The 26,560-nt window shown below is 67.4% G+C and carries 20 protein-coding genes; 2 read left to right on the top strand and 18 right to left on the bottom strand.

The window, feature by feature from the left end:
• Positions 1-49: 49 nt before the first annotated feature.
• Together ACGFNJ_RS14435 and ACGFNJ_RS14440 are read right to left on the bottom strand one after the other, a co-directional pair.
• Entirely contained in the window at positions 50-649 is a 600-nt protein-coding gene (locus ACGFNJ_RS14435) for a dihydrofolate reductase family protein (protein WP_393447252.1), read from the bottom strand.
• 181 nt (positions 650-830) lie between these two features.
• Complete coding sequence (locus tag ACGFNJ_RS14440; RefSeq protein ID WP_393447254.1) at positions 831-1,145, bottom strand: WhiB family transcriptional regulator; 315 nt, start codon at positions 1,143-1,145, stop codon at positions 831-833.
• A 140-nt stretch (positions 1,146-1,285) separates the two neighbouring features.
• Here ACGFNJ_RS14440 and ACGFNJ_RS14445 point away from each other — a divergent pair, with 140 nt between their 5' ends.
• On the top strand, positions 1,286-1,666 hold the full coding sequence (locus tag ACGFNJ_RS14445) for a DUF1707 domain-containing protein (protein ID WP_393447256.1): 381 nt from the start codon (positions 1,286-1,288) through the stop codon (positions 1,664-1,666).
• A gap of 44 nt (positions 1,667-1,710) precedes the next feature.
• Here ACGFNJ_RS14445 and ACGFNJ_RS14450 read toward each other — a convergent pair whose 3' ends face one another.
• On the bottom strand, positions 1,711-3,255 hold the full coding sequence (locus tag ACGFNJ_RS14450; RefSeq protein WP_393447258.1) for an amino acid permease: 1,545 nt from the start codon (positions 3,253-3,255) through the stop codon (positions 1,711-1,713).
• A 179-nt stretch (positions 3,256-3,434) separates the two neighbouring features.
• Here ACGFNJ_RS14450 and ACGFNJ_RS14455 point away from each other — a divergent pair, with 179 nt between their 5' ends.
• Positions 3,435-4,490: an SPFH domain-containing protein gene (locus tag ACGFNJ_RS14455; RefSeq protein ID WP_393447260.1), complete on the top strand. Its 1,056-nt coding sequence runs from the start codon at positions 3,435-3,437 to the stop codon at positions 4,488-4,490.
• 22 nt (positions 4,491-4,512) lie between these two features.
• Here ACGFNJ_RS14455 and ACGFNJ_RS14460 read toward each other — a convergent pair whose 3' ends face one another.
• From ACGFNJ_RS14460 to eccB, 15 genes are all read right to left on the bottom strand, one after another.
• Positions 4,513-9,384 carry an NAD-glutamate dehydrogenase gene (locus tag ACGFNJ_RS14460; RefSeq protein ID WP_393447262.1) on the bottom strand — a complete coding sequence of 1,624 codons (4,872 nt, stop codon included), beginning with the start codon at positions 9,382-9,384 and terminating at the stop codon, positions 4,513-4,515.
• Positions 9,385-9,468: 84 nt separating this feature from the next.
• Positions 9,469-10,152: a hypothetical protein gene (locus ACGFNJ_RS14465; RefSeq protein WP_393447264.1), complete on the bottom strand. Its 684-nt coding sequence runs from the start codon at positions 10,150-10,152 to the stop codon at positions 9,469-9,471.
• Between the two features lie 10 nt (positions 10,153-10,162).
• Entirely contained in the window at positions 10,163-11,197 is a 1,035-nt protein-coding gene (locus tag ACGFNJ_RS14470; RefSeq protein ID WP_393447266.1) for a hypothetical protein, read from the bottom strand.
• 66 nt (positions 11,198-11,263) lie between these two features.
• Positions 11,264-11,638, bottom strand: coding sequence for a helix-turn-helix domain-containing protein (locus tag ACGFNJ_RS14475; RefSeq protein ID WP_393447268.1), 375 nt, complete (start codon positions 11,636-11,638; stop codon positions 11,264-11,266).
• 11 nt (positions 11,639-11,649) lie between these two features.
• Positions 11,650-13,353, bottom strand: a complete 1,704-nt coding sequence (eccE, locus tag ACGFNJ_RS14480) for a type VII secretion protein EccE (RefSeq protein ID WP_393447270.1) — start codon at positions 13,351-13,353, stop codon at positions 11,650-11,652.
• Complete coding sequence (gene mycP, locus ACGFNJ_RS14485; RefSeq protein ID WP_393447272.1) at positions 13,350-14,705, bottom strand: type VII secretion-associated serine protease mycosin; 1,356 nt, start codon at positions 14,703-14,705, stop codon at positions 13,350-13,352. The genes eccE and mycP overlap by 4 nt, the downstream gene beginning before the upstream one ends.
• On the bottom strand, positions 14,705-16,216 hold the full coding sequence (gene eccD / locus ACGFNJ_RS14490) for a type VII secretion integral membrane protein EccD (RefSeq protein ID WP_393447274.1): 1,512 nt from the start codon (positions 16,214-16,216) through the stop codon (positions 14,705-14,707). Before eccD ends, mycP begins: the two co-directional genes overlap by 1 nt.
• Complete coding sequence (locus ACGFNJ_RS14495) at positions 16,213-17,559, bottom strand: AAA family ATPase (protein ID WP_393447276.1); 1,347 nt, start codon at positions 17,557-17,559, stop codon at positions 16,213-16,215. Before ACGFNJ_RS14495 ends, eccD begins: the two co-directional genes overlap by 4 nt.
• A 29-nt stretch (positions 17,560-17,588) precedes the next feature.
• Positions 17,589-18,419 carry an ESX secretion-associated protein EspG gene (locus tag ACGFNJ_RS14500; RefSeq protein WP_393447278.1) on the bottom strand — a complete coding sequence of 277 codons (831 nt, stop codon included), beginning with the start codon at positions 18,417-18,419 and terminating at the stop codon, positions 17,589-17,591.
• Positions 18,420-18,474: 55 nt separating this feature from the next.
• The gene (locus ACGFNJ_RS14505; protein ID WP_393447280.1) at positions 18,475-18,771 is read right to left on the bottom strand and encodes a WXG100 family type VII secretion target; all 297 of its coding nucleotides are present in this window, start codon (positions 18,769-18,771) and stop codon (positions 18,475-18,477) included.
• Positions 18,772-18,815: 44 nt separating this feature from the next.
• Complete coding sequence (locus ACGFNJ_RS14510; protein ID WP_393447282.1) at positions 18,816-19,145, bottom strand: hypothetical protein; 330 nt, start codon at positions 19,143-19,145, stop codon at positions 18,816-18,818.
• Between the two features lie 61 nt (positions 19,146-19,206).
• Entirely contained in the window at positions 19,207-20,511 is a 1,305-nt protein-coding gene (locus tag ACGFNJ_RS14515) for a PPE domain-containing protein (RefSeq protein ID WP_393447284.1), read from the bottom strand.
• 27 nt (positions 20,512-20,538) lie between these two features.
• Positions 20,539-20,859 (bottom strand): hypothetical protein, encoded by a 321-nt coding sequence (locus ACGFNJ_RS14520; RefSeq protein WP_393447286.1) that lies wholly within the window; start codon positions 20,857-20,859, stop codon positions 20,539-20,541.
• A 122-nt stretch (positions 20,860-20,981) separates the two neighbouring features.
• Positions 20,982-24,998: a type VII secretion protein EccCa gene (eccCa, locus tag ACGFNJ_RS14525; protein ID WP_393447288.1), complete on the bottom strand. Its 4,017-nt coding sequence runs from the start codon at positions 24,996-24,998 to the stop codon at positions 20,982-20,984.
• Entirely contained in the window at positions 24,995-26,551 is a 1,557-nt protein-coding gene (gene eccB, locus ACGFNJ_RS14530; RefSeq protein ID WP_393447290.1) for a type VII secretion protein EccB, read from the bottom strand. The genes eccCa and eccB overlap by 4 nt, the downstream gene beginning before the upstream one ends.
• Positions 26,552-26,560 lie beyond the last annotated feature (9 nt).

The following is a 26,560-nucleotide window of genomic DNA, read 5'->3' on the forward strand; positions in this document are numbered from 1 at the left end:
CGGGGGGTATACACCACCCGGCAGCAGGCGTCCGCCGCCGCATGACGAACTAGGACGCGACCGCCGGCATGCATCGGGAGGACACCGGAACCTGCTGGTAGTGCATCTGGACGACCGCGCTGTCGAACGTTGCGATGTCCACCAGCTGCAGGCCCGACGTGTCGACGGTGGCCGGGAACAGCGGAACGCCGCCACCGAGCAGCAGGGGATGCACGAACAGCCGGTATTCGTCGATCAGATGGTGCTTCATGAAGGTCGACGCCGTCTCGGCGCCGCCGAACAGCACCATGTTGCGATCGCTCCGCTCCCGCAGCGCGGTGATCTCCTCGACCAGCGACGTGCCGACCACCCGGGTATTCCAGCCCGCGGTGCGCAACGTGCGGGAGAAGACGAGCTTCGGCGTCGACTTCCAACACCGCGCGAATTCGACGTAGAACGGCGAGATGGCGGGATCGGCGTCCGCCGTCGGCCAGAAGTTCGCCATGATCTCGTAGGTCCTGCGCCCGTACAGGAACAGGTCCGCGGAGCGCAATTCATCCAAGAACGACCCACACAACTCTTCGTCGACCACTGGCCAGTGGATTCCCTCGTCGGGCCCTTCCGCAAAGCCGTCGAGCGACATCTGCATCCACAGTGTCACGTTTCCCATGGCAAACCCCTCTGCCTCCTCGTCGAGATCAAAGTATCGATGGAGGAGGGACGGGGACACATCGGTAGATCCGTCGCCAGATCTACCTAAGCAGAGCGGGACGCCATGCATCAACCTGCTCTACTGCAGAGTACTGTACCACTAAATAGCGGCACATTTAACTATGGATCGCCAAACAAAGCTACGAAGCGGGCGCGGCCTGGCCGGGTGCCGGCCTGCGCCGGTTCCGGTCCCAGTAGCGCCGTCGCTCGTCCTCCGACATCCCGCCCCAGATCCCATACGGCTCGCGGGCCGACAGCGCGAACCTGCGGCACTCGTCGCGGACCGGGCACACGCTGCAGATGGACTTGGCCCTACGCACCCGCGCGTGCCTCGACCAACCCCGCTCGCCGTCCGGCGAGAAGAACACCGATGAATCAAGACCACGGCACGACCCATGCAGTTGCCAGTCCCACCGTTCGGTGAGCGAACTGTAGATTCCCCTTGCACTGGTCACGCTACTCCTCGTTCTCTGCGCACCTGCGATTGAGCATAGGATCTCCCCACCGTTGGGAGTTCGGCTGAGCGACAGGCATATTCCCCATTCCTGGAAAGCCACTATTTCGAGCACTTACCGCAGGCGAATATTCTTCCGTAATGGTGGAATTGCCAGGATCCAGGATTACCGCCGATGCGCGCGAGCGCGCGTTGCGGGAACTGTCCGCGCATCTCGTCGCAGGCCGGCTGAGCCTGGTCGAGTTCGACGAACGCAGCACGCGCGCGGCCGCCGTCACCACCAAGGCCGAATTGGCCGCGCTCTTCGCCGATTTGCCCGGCCAGACGCCGACCGCGCACGCCATGGCGCCCCGGGATCCGATATCGACACGGACGCTGCTCATCGCGGTCGGCGCAACGGCCGTGATTGTCATTGCGCTGCTGACGGGTTACGGGTGGTGGCTGCTTGCCGTCGCGGGCGCGGTGGCGGTCGGCGGCGGCGCCCTCGCGGTGGTGCGCGCACGAAAATCGTCCGGACAGTAAAACGTGGCCGCCCCGAACCCGGGGCGGCCACGTCGCGGATCGGGTCAGCGAGTCTCGTTGTCCTCGTCGGATTCCTCGACGCGGACGACGACGGGATTGTCCTTTCGCTCGGGCCGCTCGGCAACGACCGGGAACTGTCCGGTGTAGCCCTCGCGCAGCGTGGCAATGTTCAGCACCCGCTTCCGCGCGAGGAACCAGCCGATGACCAGCGCGGGAGCCGCGCCGAACAGCACGGCGAACACCGCGCCACGCTGCACCGGGTCACTGCTGGTCGCCATCAGCACGACCACCGCGGCCAGGAACACCAGGGTGGCCAGACCCGTATACGGCGCACCGAACAACTGGAATTTCGGCCGCTTCATCAACCCGGCCCGCGACCGCTGCCACAGCCGCAACTGACAGAGGATGATCACCGCCCATGCCGCGACGGTGCCGAGCGCGGTCATGTTCAGCACGATCTCGAACGCCTGCTCGGGCACCAGTGCGTTGAGCCCGACGCCGAACAGCGCAATGACACCGGTCAACAGAATGCCGACGTAAGGCACACCGCCGCTGGACATCCGCGACGCCACACCGGGGGCACTGCCGTTGACCGACATCGAGCGCAGGATCCGGCCGGTGGAGTACAGGCCCGCGTTCAGACTGGAGAACGCCGCGGTGAGCACGACGAGGTTCATCACCGATCCGGCATTGTCGATGCCGAGCTTGGCGAAGAACGTCACGAACGGGCTCTCCCCCGACTTGAAGGCCGTGTACGGCAGCAGCAGCGCGAGCAGGACCAGCGAGCCGACATAGAACAACGCGATCCGGGCGATGACCGAGTTGATCGCGCGCGGCATGATCTTTTCGCAGTTCTCCGCCTCACCGGCCGCGGTGCCCACCAATTCGACTCCGGCATAGGCGAAGACGACGCCGGTGGTGACGAGCACCAGCGGCAGCAGGCCTGCTGGCAGCAAGCCGCCGTTGCCGGAGATCACGCTGAATCCGGTCGCATGTCCGTCGAGGTTGAACCGTCCGCCGAGGAAGATGGTGCCGACGACGAGGAAGGTGATCAACGCGGCGACCTTGATCAGGGCCGCCCAGAATTCCAATTCGCCGAACCAGCGCACCGAGATCAGATTCAGGCCGACCACCAAGGCGAGCGCCACCAGGGCGATGAGCCACTGTGGCAATACCTCGAAGGCGTGCCAGTAGTGCATATAGGTGGCAATGGCGGTGATGTCGACAATGCCGGTCATGCACCAGTGAAAGAAATAGATCCAGCCGACAGTGAACGCGAGCTTTTCGCCGTAGAACTCGCGCGCATAGGAGACGAACGAACCCGAAGAAGGGCGATGCAGGACCAATTCGCCGAGTGCACGCAAGACGAAGAACACGAAGACACCGCAGACCGCGTACACCAGGAACAGGCCGGGCCCGGCGTTCGCGAGCCGACCGCCCGCACCGAGGAACAACCCGGTGCCGATCGCACCACCGATCGCAATCATCTGCAGCTGGCGTGGGCGTAGCGCCTTGTGATAGCCCGCGTCTTCGGCGTTTAACCCGTAGGCGGGCGCGGATGCTTCCGCGGGTGGTCGAGTGGTGGTCATGGGATGCCCTCTCCAGTGACGACGATCATATCGACACTCAATGTACCGTCACTTGACGGTACGTTCAATACGGTATCTTCCAGGCGTGGGATGACAGAACCCCAGGCCAGGTCGACCTCGGTTGAGCGCGCCACCGAATATCGGTACGCTCAACGGGTATCTGCGCAGATGGAGCTGCTATGGCTTGGTTCGATAGAGAGTTCATCGCCGTCCCGGACGGCAACAAGAACCAGCTGGTCTACAAATGGCCGGATGTGAACATCCGCCGCTACTCCCGCGCCATGGTCAACGCCGACGAGATCGCGCTGTTCGTCAAGTCCGGCCACGTGATCGCCACCATGGGACCGGGCAGACACCGGGTGGACGCGAACGAACTCCCGGTGCTCGGCGCGCTGGTGGACGGGCTGACCGGCGGCAACTTCTACCGTGCCGAGCTGTACTTCGTCACCACCAGGGAGACCACCGGCATCAAATTCGGTGGGCGGCTGGCCGACATCACCGATCCGGTCAGCCAGCAGGTGGTGACGCTGCGCGTCTTCGGCGAGTTCGCGCTGTCGGTGCGCGACCCGGCCGAACTCATCACCGCCCTGGTCGGCACGACCGATCTCGCCGCACCAGCGGTGGTGGAGAACTGGTCGGCGGACCTGCTCCTCAAGTCGATGAAGGTGGCAGTCACCCAAGGCATTTCCCGCGGCGACTGGCCGGTGCTCGGCCTCGCAGGCGAGTTGGAGCCGATCGAGTCCGCGGTGCTGCGGCAGACAAACATCGCCCTGTACGAGTACGGCTTGCGCATTCCGCGGCTCGGCAACTTCGACATCACGCTCGCCCCCGAAGACGCCGAGCGGCTCAAACGGCTGGCAAAGGACACCACCTACATCCGGCTGGCCGGCGACTTCCAGCGCTACGCGGCAGGTGAGCTCGCACTCGGCGCGAGCGAGGGCTTCGCACGGGGCGGCACCGGCGGCGAGGGCGGGTTCCTCGGTGCGGCCTTGGGCCTCAACGCGATTCAGCAGCACACCGGAAACAACCACCCGCCCGCCCCTGCGTTACCCGTTGCCGCGCAGGCGATCTGCGCCGATTGCCGGACCCCGAATCCGGCAGGCGCCCGGTTCTGCATGCACTGCGGCACGCCACTCGCCGCCAGCCCGACACCGCGGTGCCGCACCTGCGACGCGGAATTGACCGCCACCGCGAAGTTCTGTGGCGCGTGCGGAACCCCAACGGCGGCAGGCTGATCCTGCCGCCGCAGTATCGGTCCTAGTCCACCATCGCGGCGGCCACCGTGGCTTCGCCACCGCTCGCCATGCCGCGCACCTGCCGCGCCGCGACCGAGAGCGTCGCGAGATCGTGCGTGCCCACCGAGACGATCTGCTCCAGTGACGCGCGGGCGCGGGCGAGCCTGGCCCGATTGGTCGACTCCCAGTACGCGATCTTCTCCGCCGCGCTCTCCTTCGCGTCCGACACCGCGAGTACGTCGAGCGTCAGCGCGCGCAACGAGCTGTACAGATCGTCGCGCAGGGCGAGCCTGGCCAGCGTCTGCCAGCGATCGACCCGCTCGAGATCGCTGACCGCGGTGAGCAACGGCTCGATCGCCAGATGCTCGTCGAGTGCGTAATAAAGGACCATCACCTCGGCTTGGTCGCGGTCGGCCAGGTCGGCGAGATCGAGCACGTCGAGCAGCGGGTACCGATAGATCAGCAGGAAGACCTCCTCGGCAAGCTCACGCGGCGCGCCGCCCTCGACGGCGCTGTGCGAGCGCCGGACCATGTCGAGGGCGATGGGCGCCGACCACGACGGCACCTTGCCCGACAGCTCGCGGACACCGGCCCGATAGCGCGCGATGTCCGCGCCGATCGCGATGGGCTGCGGCCGATTCGCCAGCAGCCAGCGCGAGGCACGGTCGAGCGTGCGCTTGGCCTCCAGCTCGAGTTCGTCGCGCACCGAGGTCGGCATGGGGCCCGTGCGGATGCGATGCCACAGCGAGTGCAGGTCGAAGATCTCGGACGCGGTCACGAAGGCGCGCACCGCGTCATCGGTGCTGGCGCCCACCTCTTCGGCGAGGCGGAAGGCGTAGGTGATGCCGCCGTTGTCGACCATGTCGTTGATCACCATGGTCGCGATGATCTCGCGGCGCAGCGGATGCTTGCCGATGGTGGCGCGGAAGCGTTGCCGCAGCGGCGTCGGGAAATACGAGAGCAGTCTGCCCGCGAAGGCCGGGCTGTCGAGCAGCTCGCCGGCCAGCAGGTCGGCCTTGAGGGTGAGTTTGACGTGCGCGAGCAGCGTCGACAGTTCCGGCGAGGTGAGCCCGCGACCGCGCGCCGCCCGCTGCGCCAACTCCGCGTCCGAGGGCAGCGCCTCCAGCTCCCTGTCCAGGCCACGGCGGGCCTCCAACTCGGCGATCAGCCTGCCGTACACGCCGACCATGGGCGCGGCGTTGGCCCGTGCCACCCCGAGCAGGACGTTCTGCGAGATGTTGTCGCGCAGCACGAGTTCGGCGACCTCCTCGGTCATCTCGCCGAGCAGGGCGTCCCGCTCTTCGGCGGCGAGCTCGCCGCCCGAGACCGCGGCATCGAGCACGACCTTGATGTTGACCTCGTGGTCGGAGCAGTCGACGCCCGCCGAGTTGTCCACCGCGTCGGTGTTGCACTTCCCGCCCGCCGCGCAGAACTCGATCCGGCCGAGCTCGGTGATCCCCAGGTTGCCGCCCTCGCCGATCGCCTTGACCCGCACCCGGTTCGCGTCGACCCGCACCGCGTCATTGGACTTGTCGCCGACGTCGGCATGCGTTTCCGCGCTCGACTTGATGTAGGTGCCGATCCCGCCGTTCCAGAGCAGGTCGGCCGGTGCGAGGAGGATCGCCTTGATCATCTCGGGCGGGGCGAGCGAGGTCACCGCCGCGCCGAGGCCGAGCGCGGCCCGGACCTCGGGGGTGACCGGAATCGCCTTGGCGGACCGGTCGTACACGCCACCGCCCGCGCTGATCAGCGCGGTGTCGTAGTCGGCCCACGACGAACGCGGCAGCGCGAACATCCGGGTGCGTTCCAGGAACGACTGCGCCGCATCAGGATTCGGATCCAAGAAGATGTGCCGGTGGTCGAAGGCGGCGATCAGGCGAATGTGCTCGGACAACAGCATCGCGTTGCCGAAGACATCGCCGGACATGTCACCGACGCCGACGACGGTGAAGTCCTGGGTCGCGACGTCGAGATCCTGTTCGGCGAAATGCCGCCGCACACTCTCCCATGCGCCCCTGGCGGTGATGCCCATCGCCTTGTGGTCGTAGCCCACCGAGCCGCCGGAGGCGAAGGCGTCGCCGAGCCAGAACCCGTACTCCCCGGCGACTTCGTTGGCGATATCGGAGAAGGTCGCCGTGCCCTTGTCGGCGGCGACGACCAGATAGGTGTCGTCACCGTCGTGGCGCACCACCCGGTCCGGCGCCAGCACCTCGCCGGTGCCCTGCTCGATGTTGTCGGTGAGGTCGAGCAGACCGCGAATGAAGGTGCGGTAGCAGGCAATTCCCTCGGCCTGTGCGGCCTCCCGGTCCGCCACCGGATCGTCGGTCGGCGCGGGTGGCTGCTTGACCACGAAGCCGCCCTTCGCGCCGACCGGCACGATCACCGCGTTCTTGACCGCCTGCGCCTTGACCAAACCCAAGACCTCGGTGCGGAAATCCTCCAACCGGTCCGACCAGCGCAGCCCGCCGCGCGCCACCGAGCCGAAGCGCAGGTGCACGCCTGCCACCCGCGGCGAGCACACGAAGATCTCGAATCGCGGCCTCGGCTTGGGCAATTCGGCGATGGCGGCCGGGTCGAGCTTGAACGACAGGTACTCCAGCGGATTTCCGGCCTCGTCGCGGCGGTAGTAGTTGGTGCGCAAGGTCGCGGTGATCAGTCCGAGCAGCGCCCGCAGGATCCGGTCGGCGTCCAACCCGACCACCGCATCGATCTCGGCACGCAGCCTGGCCGCGATCATCGCGGCCCGGTCGGCGGCGGCGGCCGTGTCGCCGTCGGGATCGAAACGGGCATCGAACAATTCGGTGAACATCCGCGCCAGCCTCGGATAGGCGAGCAGCACCCTGGTGATGTTGCCGAACGAGTAGGCGAAGCCGGCCTGCTGCAAGTACTGCGCGTAGGCGCGCAGCACCGCGATCGGACGCCAGGCAAGGCCGGCCCGCAGCACCAGCTCGTTGAGACCGTCGATCTCGACCATGTCCTGCCACATCGCCCCGACAGCCGCCGAGATGCGCTGGTGCACAACGCTGTCGGAGAACTCGTCGGCATCGGCCTGATCAGCGGACGGCCGTCTGGCCAGTGTGGTCCGCGCGGGTCCCTGCGGCACGCGCAGGCCGAAATCGTAGATCCACCGCGGTGTTCCGGCCTGCAACGCGACGGCATAGGGTCGCTCGTCGATCACCTCGACGCCGAGGCTCTGCAGCATCGGCATCACCCGGCTCAGCGAGATGCCCGCGCCGGCGTACAGGGCGAATCGCCACTCCCCCGCCGGTGCGTCGGGTTGCCGGTACAGGTAGGTGTCGATGTCGTCGTCGCCGAGCCGGTCGAGCCTGCGCAGATCGGCGAGCGCCCGCGCCGGGTCGTGATCCTGTTGATAGGCGGCGGGATACGCGGCGGCGTAGTCTTGCAGCACCGCGGGCTCGACGGTTGCGGCGGCCACCGCGACGAAGCGATCCACCCACGTCCTGGTCGCGGCGAAGATCAGCTCCTGGACCCGCTGCCGGTTCGCGTCGGAAATGTCGGCCCTCGGCCCCGCGGCCAGCCGATGCACCGTGAAATACGCTATCGCCAAATCGGATTCGGTGACCCGCGCCGAATAAACAACGCGCTGACCGTCGAACTCCGCCTGCAGGATGTCCTGGATCCGCCGCCGTACCTCGCTCGAATAGCGGTCGCGCGGCAGGTAGACCAGGCAGTAGAGGGTGGTGCCACGCGCACCGGGCCGCAGGAACAGGCGAACCTGCCGTCGGGCGCCGAGATTCGTTACGGCGGAAACGGTGTCGAAAAGGCGACGCGCATCGGCGGTGAACAATTCGGCACGCGGGTAGGACTGCAGAATTTCCAACAGCGCCTGGCCGGAAAAGGAATTCAGCTCATATCCCGCCCAGTCGATCACCTGGCGCACCCGCCGGGAAATGACCGGAATATCGAGCACGTTCTCGTGCAGCCCGGTCACCGTGAAGGTGCCGAGAAACACGTACTCCCCCACGATCGGTCGCTCCGGCTCACCATCGGGGCCCGGCACGGCGGCGCCGTATTCGGCGACACCGATCAGATAGACCTCGCGCGATCCGGGGAGCGCGGAATCGACCGAACCGTTGGCGATCCGCACCGGCGGCCCATCGAGCCGGAACGTCGCGAGCTCGGCCTCGTCGCCGCCGGGCTCGCGCAAGACGCCGAGACCGGTGCCGTCGACCGGTCGCACCTCGGGGATCACCACCGAAGCGCCTGCGCGGAAACGGTATCCGTGATACCCGAGAACCGTGAAGTTGCCGTCGGCCAACCAGGAGAGCAGGGCCGCATACTCCGGGTCGAGCGGATCGGCCAGCGAGCGCAGGGTCGCCATCATGGCCGGGGTGTCGTCGGTGACCTGCCGCAGCTCGGCGAGCACCCTCGGCAGTTCCCGCTCGATCCGGTCGGCCAGCTGCTCGTCCTCGGCCGTGCCGAGCTGGACGTGAATCCAGGATTCCGCGAGCCACGGCCCGGTGCCCGCATCGTTGGTCGCCGCGCCGTCGGCACGCCGAGCGGCGATCGCCCGCAGCCGACCGCTGTCGTCGCGGGTGACATCGAAGATCGGATGCGCCACCTCGGTCACGGTCGCGCCGAGTTGCCGCAGTGCCTCGGTGACCGAATCGACCAGCAACGGCATGTCGTCGTTCACGATCTGGACCGTCGGCCCGAGCCCGTCCTCGCCGTTCGCGCGATACACCCGGGTCAGCGCGGTGCCGCTGCGCCGGACCGCGCCGAGTTCCAGGTGGGTGCGGACGATGTGCTCGACCCGCTCGGTGATGGCCGACGCGGGCGGGTCGGAGGTGGTCCAGCGAAAGTACGCGGCTTCCAGATCGGTCGGATCATCGTGGAATCGCCGGAATGGGCGCGTAGGCCGAGTGGTTGTCACTGTGTTTCCCTAACCTTCGAGATTCGCCGCCCGGACCACACGCCGCTTGGACACTTACTTAATGTAACACTATTTAGCGGTACGTTAGGGACGTCCTGTGACACCTAGTCCGGTGCGGGCGAGAAAAGTCTGTGCGGCCGCGCGGCCGGAGAACGCCTCGGTTTCCAGGCGGAACCCGGTGCGCTGATCGGCGAACCACACGGTCGAGGTCGGCCCGATCGCGGCGAAGACGGGGCCGTCGGCGACGGTGACGCCGCCTGCGGTCCGCCACTGACCGAGCGTCTCGATCAGCCGATCCGGCGGCAGCACCGCCATGGTGAAGGCCATCGGCCGCCCGCCCGCGATGCCCCCGAGCAACAGCGGATCGTTCGCTCCGATGACGCACTTGGTTGTTCTGGTCGCCCCGTCCGGCCGCTCGCACTGCGCCGCGGTCCGCAGTGCGACGGGCAACGACCTGGACGGGTCGGCCGTGGCAAGCGACAACGTCGGCAGCGAGCACGCGCGAATACCGAAGAACCCGAGCACCGCGAGCACGACCACGCCGATGATCCCGATACGCCACGGAATATGTTTGGCGACAGTCTTTTCCACGCCCTTGACGACATTCGCCGCGCCTGCCACCGCGGCCTCGGCGGTGCCGGACACCACCGGTCCCGACGCGGCGGCCAGCAGCTTCTCGGCAGCCTTCAGCGGTCCACCGCAGTGCGTGCACCTGGACTCGGCACCGGTGTTGCGGTGCGAGCAGTACTGACAGACCAGGTGCGACATGGGCGGCCTGCTAACGTCCGGTGATCATGATCGAGGAGATGGCGACCGTGTTGACGGTCGGGTCACCCTTCGAGGCGAGGACCGTCAGCACGATCTGCGAGGCGCGCACCGGTGGATCCAGCTTCGTGACGACCAGCGTGCGCTGATCGAGGGTCTGCTGGGTGTAGGTGGTGGTCTTGGGATCGGCGAACTGATACGAAACCCGGCTCACCGTACGGTATTTGGACCACTTGTCGACGCCGTCCGCGCTGACGCTGTCCCAGCCGGGCACGATGCCGATCGAATCGATCAGATATTCCTTGTCCAGCTCGATCGTCAGCACCTGACCGTCGATCTTGAACGCGCGCTCGCACGACCAGGCCTTACCCTGCTGTCCCCCGAACGCGTCCATGCCCGGCGTGCTGCCCGCCGGGCACTTCGACACCGCGGACTTGACCGGGAGGAGCGAACTCGCGGTGCCCGCGCCCGACGGCGACGGCGCCGAGGTCACCGGCGCCGCTGTCGGCGTGACGACCGGCAACTGCGCTGCCTCCTGTTTCTCCTTGCCGCCACTGGTCACAAGCACGATGACGAGCAGCAGCGCGAGCACACCGGCCACCGCCAGTGCGACCTTCGGCTTCCGCAGCTGGGTGAGCAGCCGCTGCGCCGACGCCTGGGTCGAGCCGAGACGGCTCGCCTGCTGCTGCGGCTGTTGGGGTGGCTGCGGCCCTGGCTGAGTGGTCGTACTGCGGACCGCCTCGACGAGATCGGGATCGGGATCGAAGTTCGGCTCGAACGGCGCACCGGGGGGAGTGCCGTTGAGCAGTGCGATGATCCGATCGCTTGCCCTCGGCTCGCCGCCCGGCCGTTGCCGCAGTGGCGGCGGCGGCGCCATCGGCTCGGTGCTCGACCCCTCGGGCAACACAGGATCTGGTGCGCTCGCCGCCTCCGGTTCGACCGGCGCGGACTCCGTCGGCGCCGGTGCCCCCGCGGGCTCGGTCAGCAGAGCTTCGAGGACCGCGCCGCGATGACGGAGAAAGATGTCCCCCTGGTCCTGCTCTGACATACCCCGGATCGTACGAGGATCCGAACGCGCACCGTTGCGGCCGATTCCCACCGACGGGAACAGCGTTCAGCGCGCCCAGCTGTCCGTGTTCCGCTCCGAGACCGTCACGAAATACTCTGGCGGAACATTGAATACGCGCGCCAACGCGATGATCAGATCGAGCCGGGGTATCGCCTCACCGTTGATGAGGCGATACAAGCCGGACTGCGATACCGGGACGTCGGGGTGGGCGAGCTCGAGATGTTGCGCGAGCGAATACAGCGTCAACGAGCGCGCGGAACCGTCCTCGGTCGACACCACCGATTCCGCGATCAGCTCGGCGAGGCGTTGCGAGAAGATCGCCGCCGCCTCTTGCCTCGGTGTGAGTTCTTCGTCGCCGTCCTGGTGTTCGACAACGTCGCCTGCACCCGACTGGGGGTCCAATGACACAGTGGTAGACATTACCCATCCCTTCAGCTCGCGCGATGCCCGCCGGACGGCAATTCGGTCCGCGGCGGCCCTGCGCCGTTGGACCCTTGCTGCTCTGCCGCGCCGTAATAGCGCGTCTCGCCCCAAGGCTCGATCAGATTCACCCGCACCGTCCGCATCGGGATACTGACGTCGACGGTCGTCGCGTTGACCTGGTCGATCGCCAGATCCACCGAGCGCTGGCGCGGACCACCCGGATCACTGATGGTGACGGTGGTCTGGGCACCGGAGGCGTGCGGCGGCAGATTGTCGAACACGGTGATCGTCGCGGGCGAAGATTCCTGGTCCGCGGCACCGGTGCGCGGGTCGACGGCCATCCGCAACGAATTCGGATCACCGACCGCGGCGACCAACTGCGACCAGCGCTGCGGGCGCGTCGAGTGCACCTCGACATCCGCGCCGACGACCATGGCGCGCAAGACGAGTTGCTGCGCCACCGGCAGCATGGCGTGCACGTCGACGGTGCGCCGCCGCGGGTTGTAACGCGCGGGATCGAACAACGGCAAGGCCAGGGTGTGTCGCGGCTGTCCGCTGATGGCGCCGAGGATCTGGCCGTTGGGTCCGATCGCGACCGTGAGGTCGGCGCAGAGTTCGGTCCAGGACAGTTCCTTGTGCGCGCGGCCGAAGGGCAGCGCGTGTGCGGTGGCGCCCGAGGGCAGGGTGGCCAGCAGCGCGGTGGATTGCCGTCCGGTAAGCGGCCGGAGGAACTCGGGTGGCTCGGTGGTCACTTCCGGTCCGACGTAGCGGGCGATGGCCCGCGGTTCGGCGGTGGCGCCGGTCAGGCTCACCGCCAGCGTCGTCCAGCCGCGATGCCAGGACCAGCACTCGTCGAGTCCGGCGCCGTCGAGCCGGGACCAATCGACCTGGAAGCTCGTCACGAAACGGCCCGGCGCCGAGGATTCCAGGCAGCTCCACTTCTCCCGCAGATCGGACAGTTCCACGCCGAGGTGCAGCATCCGGCTCGCCTCCACCAACGCGGCCGCGGGCAGCGCGTGTGCGGCGATGCCGCTCTCGCGCAGCCTGCCCGCGATGCGGTGTGCCGCGGTGGCCAGCGCCTTCGGCGCCATCTGCTCGACCGTTCCTCTACGGCTCAACACGGCGAGGTTGCGCTCCTGATCGAGCCGGACCACCAGCCAGGTCAGGCGGTGCCCGACCACCGGATGCGCACCGATCAATTGGTCGTAGAGCATGCTGTAGCTGCCGGTGGGCCTGACCCGCTGGCCGGTGGTCACGATGTCGATGTCGATGGCGACGCCGTAGTGATCGAGCATCGGCAGCAGCGCCGCGATCGGGATCGTGTCCTCGGTGTACACGCTTTTCTCGGCGATCACCGTCGGCAGGTCCAGGTTGGGCGCGAGCTGAATCATCGCGACCAAGGTGGTGCCCGAGATCTTGATACCGCATGTCCCCGCAGCGACTTCCACGTCGCCGACCTGCGCCGTGGCCGTGCGCGCCGCCGCCCGTGCGGTGCGGCCGAATCGGTACTCGATCCAGTCGAGCAGCCAGCGCGCGCCGGTGCGGCTGTTGACCTGGACGATGACCACGGTCAACAACCCTCCGACCAGCACTGCCGCGACCCACCATGGTGTACGCGCCCACACTCCGGACAGCGCGAGGCTGCCGCCGATCACGATCACGGCGACGGGTCCCCGTTCGATCGCACCGGTCTCGACCTTCGGAAGCTTCACCGTCGCCTCCGGAGCGCCGCACTGCCGTAGCTCGCGCCGAGACCGAGCAGCACCGCGCTGCAGATGACCACCGTCGCGGTCAGCGGGGGCCGAATGTCTTTGGCGCGCGGCGGTTCCGGCATCGTCAGTACGCCGGCGCCGGTCAAGCCCGCCGGCGGCTGCGGCGGCGTGCGAAAGCCGAGGGCGGCGACGGGATCGATCACCCCGGCGCCGACGACGTTGTCGATGCCGCGCGCAGGCGCGTGCGCGCTGCTGGTCAAACGGGCGCTGATCTCGGCAGCGGTTTCGTTGGGAAAGCGCGAACGCAGCAGCGCCGCAACGCCACTGACGTAGGCCGCGGCGAAGGACGCGCCGCCGACCGGCACCAGTTTGCCCGGCTCACCGACGCCGTTGATCAGGCCGCCGCCACCGGGGCCGAGCGATTCGATGCCGGTGCCTGGCGCGGCCACCGAAACCCACGGCCCGGTCACCGATTCCGGCATCGGGGCGCCGTTCGCGGTGGTGAAGCCGACGGTCAGCACCTCGGGGGCGAACCACCCAGGCGTGACAATGGTTTTGACGTCGCGCCAGTTGCGTGGGTCGTCCGGCCGGGTCGGGTCGATCCCCGGATTCTGTTCGCAGCGTTGGCCACCGGTGTTCCCCGCACCCGCGACGATCAGGGCGCCGCGCACGTGCACGGCATAGCCGATCGCCGCGGACAGCGTCGATTGGTCGATGCCCGCGCCCGCGGGCACGCAGACCGGCAGCGAGGCCGTGATCACCCCGGCGCCGAGGTTGGCGGCGTGCGTGATGGCACGGGCCAGCGCCCGGATATCAACAGCAAGCCGCTGGTTTTCGTCCGAGATCGACTGTTCGAAGGAGAACGCGCCCGAGCGGAATCGGATCGACAGGATCCTGGCGTCCGGCGCGACGCCGGTGAAACCGTCCGCCGGATCGGCACTCGCGCCGATGATGCCTGCGACGAGCGTCCCGTGCGCATCGCAATCGGACAGCCCATCGCCACCGGCGGTGACGTAGTCACCGCCGCCGACGAGATCGCGCAGGCGCGGATTCGCACTCACCCCGGTATCGATCACCGCGACGGTGACCCCGCCGCCTCGACTCAACGATCTGGCTTGGGCCAGATCGAGCGCCAGTTCGGGGGGTGGCGTGCGGGACAGGTCGCTGTCGGGCAGCACACCGGTCGCCACGCAAGCCTTGTCCTGTTTCGTCGGCGACTCCGGTCCGGGCGCGCCATCGGGCGGCGGCGCACCGACCACCACCTCGGGCGGCACGACGGCCGCCGCGGGCGCAGCCCCTACCGCGAGCACCATGCCCGCCAGTGCCGTCGCGACAGCACGGCCAATGCTCATCAGATCGCCCGCATCGCGGTGTACACGCCCATGATCCACAGGGAGATGACCGGAACAACAAGGATGAAAAGGTATTCGATCAAGTCGGTCACCCGCCGGGTCACCGGTGAGAGCCGCTTGCCTGGCAACGTCACCGCCGCGACGCAACCCGCGCCTGCCACCAGCGCGACGACGAAGACAACGACCAGCCGGGCGAACGGGCTCGTGTACACACCGACAAGCACAGCGGCCGTGCCGATCACGGTGACGGCGGCACCGGACACCAACGCGATCGCCTGCATCCGATCCGGATGCCAGCGCGCCCGCATCGCGAGCAGACCGGTCACCGCGCTCGACAGCACGATCTCCCGGATACCGCCTGGCCCAGCGGCCGCGGCAGCGACGGTGGCGACCGAAAGCACGGTGGCGATCGCGGCGATCAAACCGCGCAGGCTCGTCACCGCAAGCCTGGCGCGGCTCTCGATGCCACCGCCGACGCGCTCCTGCTCGCCGTCGTCGGGTCGCTCGGCCCCGGATTCGGCGTCGAAGATATCGGTGAGCGTGGTCGGCGCGACCTCGGTGCCGGGGTCGGGCAGATCGGGCGGGCGAATCCGCGCGATCACCACCGCGAGCCGCGCCGCGCTCGTCAGCAGCACCAGCGCGACAAGCACCGCAGCGCCTGCCACTTGGCGCGGCGAAACGTTCAGGTAGGTCAAGGGAATCGCGGCGGCTGCCGTCAGCGCGCCGAGCACGGTGATCGCCATCAGCGTGGCGATGCCGAGCCCGGTCACCCGCATCATGACGGCGGCGGCGATCGCGGCGACCACCGCGCCTGCGGCCAGGTTCGCCGCGGCGAACGGGCCTGGCACATCGTAGGCGGGCGGCACCAGCATCGCGCCGCCAGCGAACAGCAGCGGAATCGAGGCCACCGTCAAGCCGAGACAGATCCGGCCCTCGGCCGCGCGGCGCCGCGCCACGACGGCCGCGACCACGCAGGCCATGCCAAAGGCCAACGCGGGCAACGCACACCACAGCACCGAGCCGGTCATGGTCCACGACCAGGACAGCAGCACCGCGATCGCGACCGCGCCCGCGGCCAATGCGGTCAACCCGGTGATCGCCGCGGTGGTCTCGTCGTACTCGGCGAATTCGCGCTCGTTGATCAGCGCGAGCGCATCGGTGATGTCCTCGACGACCGGCGTGAAAACCTCCGCGGAGGCCACGGTCGACAGCATCAGCACGGTGCCGTCGGTGACGTCGTGATCGGCCAGGCTGCGCCACCGCGGCATCGGCGATTCGCCGGGCCGCGCCAGGCTCCACTGCCCGCTCGGCGGGGTGAAGTCGACGTCCTCGTCCTCGATGACCCGGGAAAGCACGGCCAGCAGATCGTCGATGAAGGTCTCGATGGTGAATCGCGTCGGCACCACGACATCGACCTGATAGGTGGACACCATGACGGCGATCCGCGCCCGCGCCACCTCCGCCGATGTCTGGGGCGCCGGAGTCGGGGTCGGTGCGATCGCCGTGCTCATGCCCACCCTCCTCGGTCATTGCCCCCCGCAAGGTAGGCCGGGAACCCGTCGGCCAAGCCCGCGGCGAGCTCTTCGAAGGCAAGCATGGTGTCCTTGTCCAGTAGCCGGAGGTCGACCTCGCCGCCCTCGGCCAGATGCGGGTCGTAGGGCAGCTGGAAGGTCGGGCGCTGCGCGGTGGCGAAGAGTTTCTCGATCGCCTCGACCTCGACGATCGGCTTGCTCCGCTGCGGCTGCACGATCGCGATCACCGAGGTGGCGACCAGATGGTGCATGCCGTGCGAGTTCAGCCAATTGAGGGTGGCCACCGCACCTTTCACGCCACCGACGGTGGCGGGCGTGACCACCACCATCGCCGAACTCGACAGCAGCGCGGCCCCGGTCGCGGAATCCATCAGGCCGGTGCCGCAGTCGACGAGCATCAAGTTGTAGTGCTTGCGCAGAATGTCGACGGCGCTGCGGTACTCCTGTCCGGTCAGCGCCTCGTTGGCCTCGGTGGTCCACGGCGAAGCGAGGGTGGCCAGGTCGGCCGAGTTGACCGATGCGAAGAATTGCACCGCGGAAAAGGCGTCCAGGTTCGAGGACTGCACGAGGTCGCGCAAAGTCAGGCCGTAGGGGTGCGGGGCGGTGCGGGTCGGCAGGTCGCCGAAGTCCGGATTGGCATCGATCGCGATCACGCGATCCGGTCGCAACGCGGCGAAGGTCGACGCGAGTGCGGCCGTGGTGGTGGTCCGGCCGACGCCGCCTTTCACGCTCACCACCGCGATCTGATACGTCGCGGTGAGCTGGCGGCGAATGCGGGTGCGCCGGTCCTCGGTGCGTTGTTCGGCCGGGGAAAGGCCGAGATTGAAGCCGACTTTGTTGAGCGCGCCGCGCATTCCGGCGCTGGACTTCAGCTTGGCTCGGTTGGCAGCGGTGATCTCGGCGAGGAAATCCATCGAAGTCAGCGTGGCGGGCAGGACTTCGACTCCCGGCGCGAGTTCGGTCTCGTGCCCTTGGGTCCATACCTGAGGGCCGGACCTGGCGACCTGCTGTCCGGTCGACGCGTCGTGGGTAGTTGCGGCCCGCCACTGCTCGAAGGCCTGGTGCGGCGGCGGAACCGATTGTCGCGCAGGCGTGTTCGTGCTCGGCGGCGCCGGGTCTCCCGACGGCGCGGGCTGCACCTCTGGCGCAACGGCCGGACCGCCCTGCGGTGGCTGCCCGATCACAGGAGCGCTCGCCTCATGGGCGAACCCTGGCGTCGGCGCTTGGTTCGGGGAACTTTCGTCCGAGGAGAAATAAGCGTCATAACCACTGCGCGACGGCGCGGATTCGACCGCATGCCCATTCGTGCCCTGTCGGCTCATTTGGTCGTCCTTTCCTGCTCCACGGACGTTCATCGAATTCTGCTGGCGCCGTGCCAGCTTCGGCTCGGCAACAGGTCGATCAGCGCCGCGATGCCCGCCGCGAGCGCGGCGTCGTCGCCGGGCGCGTAGGTCGACCTGACCTCACCGTCCATGGCGACGCTCGGCGTCACCACGATCCGCCCGAAGGCGGTGTCCAACACGCTCAGGCACACCTCCGTTTCCACCGAGCCGCCGTCCCAGTGTTCGGCGAGTACTACCTCTGCGCGCCGATGTATCTCATCGAGCGCCCTGGTGAGCGCCGCCGCGGTCTGCGGCCCTGCACCCAATTCGACAAGGGCCGAGCGCCGTTCGTCCGGATCGGCGGGCACCTCGGTGAACTGTGCCAGCGTCGCGGTCATCGGCGTGAAACGCAGTGGCGGACAAGGCCCCAACGCCGCGGCCAAGGCGGCCGACACCGGATCCGAGCCGCCGTGCTCGTGGAACACGGGTTGGATGACGATCTCGTCGTCATGCCGCACCGCCAGCACATGCTGGTCGCCACCACGCACCAGCGACAGCCGCAGCATGGACTGCGCATCGCCGCCGTGGCCGGTAGCCACGACCCGAGCGGACAGCTCGATATCGGGCCGGTACAGGCACCACAGCCAGCGCTCCACCGCCCTGTGCACGCGGCCGTCCGTGATGACGCCGATCTCGACGAGTTCGGCCGTAACGGCCGCGCGCACCCGGTCCCGGTCCTCGAGCCGAAAGATGTTCGGCAACAAGGCAAGCACCGTAGGGTAGGAGTCGATGCCGACGATGTCTTTCAACAACAGAGCGGCATCGACGTTCAGGTCGATCGCGACGGGGTCGGACTTCACACCTGCACCAAAGTTGGAAACCGATTTCAGATGGCCATGTCCCGTTCCAGCATCCTTAGTGATGGTTGAAAAGCTGGGCGGCGCCGAGATCGGTCTGGTGAAAATCCTGAGACGCGGCCGCGACCGCATTCTTCAGCGCGACCATCGACGCTTTCAAATCCGTCGAATCCTGCGTCCACTTGTTCATATCACCTTGGTACCCAGTGGCGCCAGCACCTTTGAAATCCTCCAGAAGCTTTTGTTTGTTCTGGTCTGCTTCCAAAATCTTGCCATCGACAAGGTTTGTCACTGTGGCGAATTCTGAGAGCGCCGCCTCGATTCGAGCATGATCAACTATAATTGGACCAGTCATTGCATTTTCCTTTCAGCTACGCCGGGAACGATATCCGCGACGATCTAGAATCCGGTGTTGACGATGGAGACACCGCTGACGGCGTTGACCTGCGCGCCAGAAGTGGCATCCTGACTATCCACCCGGGTCGCGGTCACACCGAGATTGGTGGCTATTCCGGACATAGTCCCCGTCAACTTGCGGCCGGCGGCATCATTCTGCGCGAACGCCTTCTGCGTATTCGCTCCGGTAATCGGAGTGTTCAGTATCGGACGCAGCTCATCAGCAATGCGGACAATCCGGGCGAGCAATCCGTTCAGCTCTCCGGAAATCTGCTCGGTCTTCGCCCCGGTCGACCTTATTTCGGTCGTATCACCTTGGAGTGTGTATGCCATTTTGATCTTCCTTCCAGATCGGTCTCAACTTCGGCCTCGGTGCACAATCACCGTGGACGTTCTATGGCCGAAACTCGGCATCATCGTCGGGCCCGAGGACACCGAGCAGCATCGATTCCGCCGCCACCGCTTCGATGCCGTCCTCGTCGTCGTATTCGAGGACGCCGAAGGCAGGCGCCTGTTCGAGCGTGGGCACTTCGTACTGCATGCCGGGCACGAACACTCGTCCCGGACCGCGCTCGGTGTCCTCGTGCCGCCGGAGCAATTGCCCGACAGGCGCGGTGGCGCCGGTCGGCGCCATCGGCGGCGCGAAAGGCGCGCCGGCCGGTGGCGGCGTTGCGGCGCCAAAGGCAGTGCCTGGACCCGATGGCCAACTCGGCGGCATCCGGAACCCGGTCGAGGCACCCGACATCGAGCCGAGCCCGCCACGGATCATGCCGAGGGCGGACATGCCGCCCGCGCCGCCGTTCAAGCTGGCGAGGGTTGTGGAGTAGGGCGAGGTGCCGAAGAATCCTTGCTGTGGCGATCCCCCGTCGACCCCGCTCGTGCCGGGATCGGCCAGTGTGTCAGTTGGCGACATCGTGGCCTGGTTCCCGTCCGGAATCGCCTGCTGGGCAAGAGACTCCGGTGACGTTGCCGAATCGGTGAGCGATTCGGCCGCCTTGGACACCGGATCCGCGGCACCGTTCGCGGCATCGTTGACCGCTTGATTGGCGACTTGCTCGGCCGCGGAGTTCGCGGCATTCGTCGCGTCGGTCAGGGCGTTGCCGAGTCCAGCCGGATCGCCGAGCCCAGCCATGCCGAGGTGCGGCGCGCCCATACCGCCTGGCATGACGATATGCGGCGGCGGCGCAGGCGGCGGAATGGTCGCCATCGCGCCCATCACTTGGCTCGCATAGCCATTCATGACCGCAGCCGTTTGCAACCACAAAAGGTAATACACGGTCTCGTTCACCGCGATGGCCGGGGAATTCTGCCCCATCGTATTGGTCACCGTGAGGCCGGCGAAGGCCACCCGGTTCGCCATGATGATCGGCAGCGTCGCCGCGGCGTAGGTCCGTGCCGCCGAATAGGCAGCGGCCACTGTTGTCGCCGCAGCAGCCACCTGACCTGCGACCGAGGACTGCTGCCGCAACCAGTTCGCGTGTCGGTGAAACGCGGCCTGCGCCTTGTCCGACGACTCGCTGTGCCACGAATTTCCCAGGCTTCTGGTGGAGCCATCGGAACCGCCTGCGGCCGCGACGAGGGCGTCGGCCATATTGGCGTACGCGGCGGCGGTGGCGTTCATCGGGAGCTCGCCGGGACCAGACAGCAATCTGATACAGGCGATTTCCGGCAACGTGGCACCGAGTTCGAACGGAAGCATGGCGGCTTGACCCTTAGCCCTCGTGCCCTAAGCCGGTAGCGTCGAGGCCGCGGCGGCGATGGCTGGGCCACCGGCCACGTCGGTGGCGGTGTACGAGGCGGCGACCGGAGTCAGCACCTGAGAACCGGTAGCCAAATGAGCGATGCCCGGGGCGGTCGTCATGCCGAAGAAGCCCGGCTGATAGCCCTGGAGAAATCCTGCGGCCCAGGCGCTCACGACGTCGGCGGCTGCCGGCACGGGCACAGCCGCGACCTGCATGGCACCCGTTGTTGCCGATAAGCTCGCCGCGTTCGCGGCTTGCTGCGCACCGATAATGGGGAGCTGCTCTGGATAGATTTCGAAAGACATGAGGATCGTCCTATCGACTCGCGCCAGCTCGTAATGAGCGATACAAAAGGAACGTTAAGCTATTCCCAGCAGTGGAAAGACTTCCTGACGGCCAGCGCATGGCAGCCTGTCCCACCTGCTCGTCAACCGGTGACCGGTGACCACGCCGCCTGGACGAGATCGCGCCGGGAGAGCAGCGGCTCGACGAAGATGCCCCGGCCGACCGGTTGCTTGGTCGCCTTGACCTCGCCGATCAGCATGCCGTCGAACTTCGAGCCGTCCATGATCAGACCCGACGAATTGAGGTTCTTGACCTGACCGAGCACATTGTCGTACAGCGCCGAATCAGCCTGTGCGATATTGCGCGCCACGATGATGTGCAGACCCGTATCCCGGCCGTCCACGATGATGTCCTTGATCGCGTCGAGCGGGTTGGCCATGCCACGCTGCACCACCATGTGGTAGTCGTCGATGACCACGAAGATCTCCGGACCGCTCCACCAGGAGCGCTCCTTGAGCTGCTGCGAGGTCACCCCGTCGGGGGGTCGCCTGGTGCGCATCTTCGCCGCGAATGCGGGCAGGCCCTCCACGACGTCACGCTCGCTGGTCAAGTAGCCGATCAACAGTTCATCCGGGACCACGTCCAGATGGGTACGGCGGTAGTCGACGAGCAAGACCCTCGCTTGCTCAGGGGTGAACTGAGTTCCGATCGATTCCAACATCGCAGCGAGCACTGTCGATTTTCCGCACCCGGACGTACCGAGGACGACAAAGTGCGGCGAGACACCGAAATCGATGGCAGCGGCGCCGAGATCGGACTCGCGCATGCCGAACGGGACCACCAGCCGCTCGGCCGCAGTCACCGGTTCGGGCAGTTGTGCCCGAATCTCTGCCAAGGCGACCTGCGCGGGCAGCAGTCGCACCTCAGGCGCGCGACGGCCGCGGTAGGTCTGCCCGATCTGCTCGATCGCGGCCGACAAACCCGCACCGGCAGAATCGGGTTCACCGTTGCCATCGATCCGCGGCAATGCGGTGAGCATGTGTAGCGCCTCGGTGGAGATACACCGTCCAGGACGATCCGCGGGAATCGCCGCGACGACGCTGCGGTGCTGCATGAAGACAGTGTCGGTGAGATCGCCGAGGCGCATCTCCAGCCGCGTCTGCACCAGGTCCTTGATCGCTGGTCGCACCGCCGCCCAGCGCGAACTGCTGAGCACGAGGTGGATACCGTAGTTGAGGCCTTGCACCGCAAGGGTTTCCAGCACCGGCATGTATTCGTCGTAGAACGGCCCGCTCACCGCGAAGCCGAGATCCCAGCCGTCGATGACGAGGAAGACATCGCCGAACAGATCGCCACGGGCGGCGAGTTCCGCGGATTCGTGAGCCGAGCCACGCCGACGCCGGAATTCGCGCATAGTGTCGACGCCGAGTTCGGCGAACAGCGCCTGCCGGTGCGCCAGGAGATTCGTGATGAGGGCGAAGGTGCGCCGAATCCGGTCGATATCGCGAGCCGAAGCGACCGATCCCACATGAGGGAGCTTGCGCAGACTCGAGAGACCACCGGAAAAATCGAGGCAGTAGAACTGCACCTGTTCAGGAGTGTGTGTCAGAGCAGCCGACAAGACCAAAGTCTGCAGGGCCGTTGATTTCCCGGACTGCGGTCCACCGACGACCGCGATATGTCCACCCGCCCCGGACATGTCGACCGTCCACACATCCTGGCGTTGCTGGCGCGGCTTGTCCACGATGGCCAGCGGCAGCTGCAGCATGCCCGGCGTCACCGTGGAGACCAGCGCGTCCAGTGTCGGCGGCACGATCAGCGGCGGCAGCCACATCTTGTGCGCGGGGCGTCCGTGTCCGGCGAATTGCTGCAGCGCGGTCTCCATCACGGTCACCGGATCGGCCTCCGGCGCCTCCGGGGCCACCGTCGGCTCCGGCTCGACCCGTTGCGCGGGCCGCACGTCGATGACCTGCCCGGCGGTGAACGCCTGAGGCGGCTTGTACCCGCCGCCGACCCGGCGCGCGCGCTGGGCGCTGACCGCAGCGACCTGCACCGGCGGTGCGTACGGCGAACCGACGTAGGCGGCCTGGAAGCGCTGTAGCTCACCGGCACCGACTCGCAGGTAGCCCGAGCCGGGCTTCTTCGGCAGGTGGTAGGCGTCCGCGGTGCCGATGGCATCACGGGAGTCACTGGTTTGATTGGTGCGCAACGCGATTCGATACGACAGGTGCGCCTCCAGCTCACCCATCCGGTTGGCGGGCACCTTCTGCGAGGACAGCAGCAGATGGATCCGCAGCGAACGACCGAGCCTGCCGATGGCCACGAACAACTTCGCGAAATTCGGGTACTGCTCCAGCAATTCGGCGAACTCGTCGAGGATGATCAACAGCGTCGGCAGCGGTGGCAGCTGGGCCCCTTGCTCGCGAGCCCGCTCATAGTCGGCAACGCTGGCGAAGTTGCCCGCATCGCGCAGAATCCGTTGCCGCCGCGCCATTTCGCCGTTGATCACGTCCTCCATGCGGGTGACGAGATCGGCCTCCTCCTCCATGTTCGTCACCACCGCGGTCACGTGCGACAGCCGGTCGAAGCCGAGGAAGGTCGCGCCACCCTTGAAGTCGACGAGCAGCAGGTTCAACACGTCCGGCGAATGCGTGGCGACGGCCGAAAGCACAAGCGTCCGTAGGAATTCCGACTTGCCAGAACCCGTGGCGCCGATGCACATGCCGTGCGGGCCCATGCCCTCCTCGGCCGATTCCTTGATGTCGACATAGACGACGCTGCCTGCCGGATCGTGCCCGAACGGGATGTTCAACCGGGACCGATCGGCGTCGCGCAGCCGCGGCCAGCGGCGCTCGACCAGGATATGGCCGGGATCGGCGATGCCGACCATCTCCTCCCATGACGTGCCGCCCTTGGCCTGTTCCGCGGCAACGGCTTCCACCACGGTGGACAGCCGATACGGCGACACGCCGCGGGCCACCGCGGTCACCGCGGGGATGGTCATGGTGTCGGCGACGCCGACCCGCCGCTTGCCCCGCGAGGTCACCTCGTGCAGCGAACTGTCTTCGTCCACCACGAATTTCAGCGCACGCGGCAAGGTCTGCTCCGCGGGCCCGAGGCGCAACCAGGTGCAGCCGTCGATACCCGAGATATCGCGGTCGGTTCCGGCTCCGCCGATCTCGACGATCAGCAGAAAATGCTTGCGGTCGAGCGAGGGTTCCGAATTCGCCGAGAACGGACCGCGATTGAGCCCGGCAAGCACCTTGGCCCGCAGTTCCGCGACGGTGCGGTACACCATCCTGCTCGGTCCGATCGCATCGGTGTCACTGGCGTGCTGGGTGTGTGGCAGCCATTTCAGCCAGGACCATTGCGGCGCATCAGGATCCGCGAGCACCGCGGCCACCGCCACCTGATCCGGCCCGTGCAACACCACTGCCTCGGCGACCATCGCCCGCACCAGACCCGCCACCGCCTCGGCGTCGCCGTCGATCCCGACCTGCGGCGCCGACAGCAGATTGATGGCGACCGGCATGCCGCCGACGGTGGAGTACGCCTTCGCGAACTTCGTCAGCTCGACCACGCCGACCGGGTCGAGATCGGACGTCGGCGCCGCCTCCGGCACGATCACCCTGACCTGATTCGGAATCCGGCCGCGGCCCACCCGCACCCGCAGGAACTGCGGGCTGGCGACCTGCACCTCCCACATCCGCTTGCCGCCGATCAGCCTGGCCAACCCGGCCGGGCCGGGATGGGTGTGGCTCAGGTACTCGTGCAGCTCGATCTCGGCTTCCCGCACCGTCTTCCGGTTGTCGGCGACACTGCGCAGGTAGTCCTTGCGTTCCTCGTTGAGGTCGGCGGCCCCACCGCCGCCACCGGCGCCGCCGAACATCGAGCCGCCCATCATGCCCGCCATCGAGACCATCATCATGATCGGGAAGAACAGCATCATCGGCGACATCGCCCCGCCGCCGCGGAACATCATCACCACCATGCCGACCATGGCCGCGACCATGACCACCGGCATGATCATCTTGATCCGCGACGCGGGCACCGGCTTCTGCAGTTCGGTCGGCGGTTCCAGTCGCAACTCGGTGACAGCGGGCGCTTTCGGGCCGCGCTCCATGCGGGCGGGCCGGACGAATCGGCGGGTGCTTGTCACTTGGCCTCACCGCCGAGCCCGGCGACGAGCTTGTTGGACGGGATACCGTCGTGCACCACCCTGGCGTCACGCTGGGACAGCGTCGGCCCGACCGCGAACAGCGAGACGATGCTCCATGGCGCCGCAACGGGTGTGCGCAGCCCGAGCGCCGCGAGCGTCGGATCGGTGCCGGACTGGTTCTGCTCGGTCTCGATCCCGTAGCGGACGCCGCTGTCGGAGATCCAATACAGCGATTCACGCCGCGACGAGGTCGGGTCGGCACCGGTCACCTGCACGAAGCGACCCGTATTCCGTGGCAGATACGCCGAATCGGCGGTGCCACCCCGCGATATCGGCGCGGTCACCGAATCGACAACGCGATCCTGCTCCTCCGCCTGCAAGGGCAGCTGCCTGCCGACGAGCAGTTCGGTCACGGCGTTCTGTTCGGTCCCGGTGCGCGACCAGTGATAGCAGGTCACCCCGGAGCGGGCCGGATCGACGAGCTTGACCGGGTCGGCCGGAAAGGCCTCGGTCCCCGGCCAGGAGCCGGGCCGCAGATTCGCCGCGATCACATCGGGGCCGACAATGCGGCTCGACGCCGTACCGTGCGAATCGGCGTTGCGCAGCATCGCGGCCACCACCGAATTCACCTGCACCACACCGGATTGCGAGACCACATAGTAGGAGGTACCGCGATCGGGGGTGGACACCGTCAGCACCGAGCCGACGGGCGCGCTCGGCCCGGACCGCAGCAACGCCGCCTCGCCCGCACCCGGTATCACCGGCACGCGGATCGGTGGCACCTCGGGGATCGCGCCGATCAGACCCTTGGACACCGAGACAATGGCCGCCGTCGGGTCGATGCCGAGTGCGAGCACCGCAGGCGAATCGCGCAGGTCGATCGACGCGCGCACCACCCCTTTTGCCGCGTCGGCGTACACCAGCCACGTCGTCGAGCTGTCCCGGAACAATCTGGCTTCACCGGGAGCCAGCTCACGGATCGCGTCGCCGTCGGTGGTGAGCGGGCCGCCGATCGCGGTGGTGCGCACCGGCGACAGCGTGACGGTCGGCAGCCCGGTCGTCGGGCTCACCGGCGCGGCCGCACCGAGTTTCGCGGTGTCGCACACCGTCCACGACGATCTCCGGTCGCCCGAATCGACAATGCTGCCCGGCGCACCGGGGATGCCGACCCATGGCCCGCGCGGGAACTTCGCGAGTTCGGCGCGCGACACCCGCACCGGATTCTCCGCCGAGCCGACCACCAGTCGCGCCGAGGTCAGGTTCAACGCGGGGAACATCCGGTCACCGACGCGAACGAACAGCGCGCCGGTATCGGATTCGGCGACGATCTTCGAGTTCGCGATCTTCTTGTCCGGCTTGAAGAATCCGAGCACCGCCGCACCGGCGATGCCGACACAGGCGAGCGCGATCCCGATGGACAACGCGGTGGACCGGCCGCGCGCCGGGTCGTCCATCATGGAGGCGTCGCGGCGCACCAGCGCGTGCTCGATCCGACGCAGCAGGAACCGCCAACCAGAGACCTGGTGTTTGGTCACTACTCGAAAGCGCGCCACCGGTTTTCG

Origin of the sequence: Nocardia sp. NPDC049149 (genome assembly GCF_043197455.1) — a bacterium.
Taxonomy (GTDB): Bacteria; Actinomycetota; Actinomycetes; order Mycobacteriales; family Mycobacteriaceae; genus Nocardia.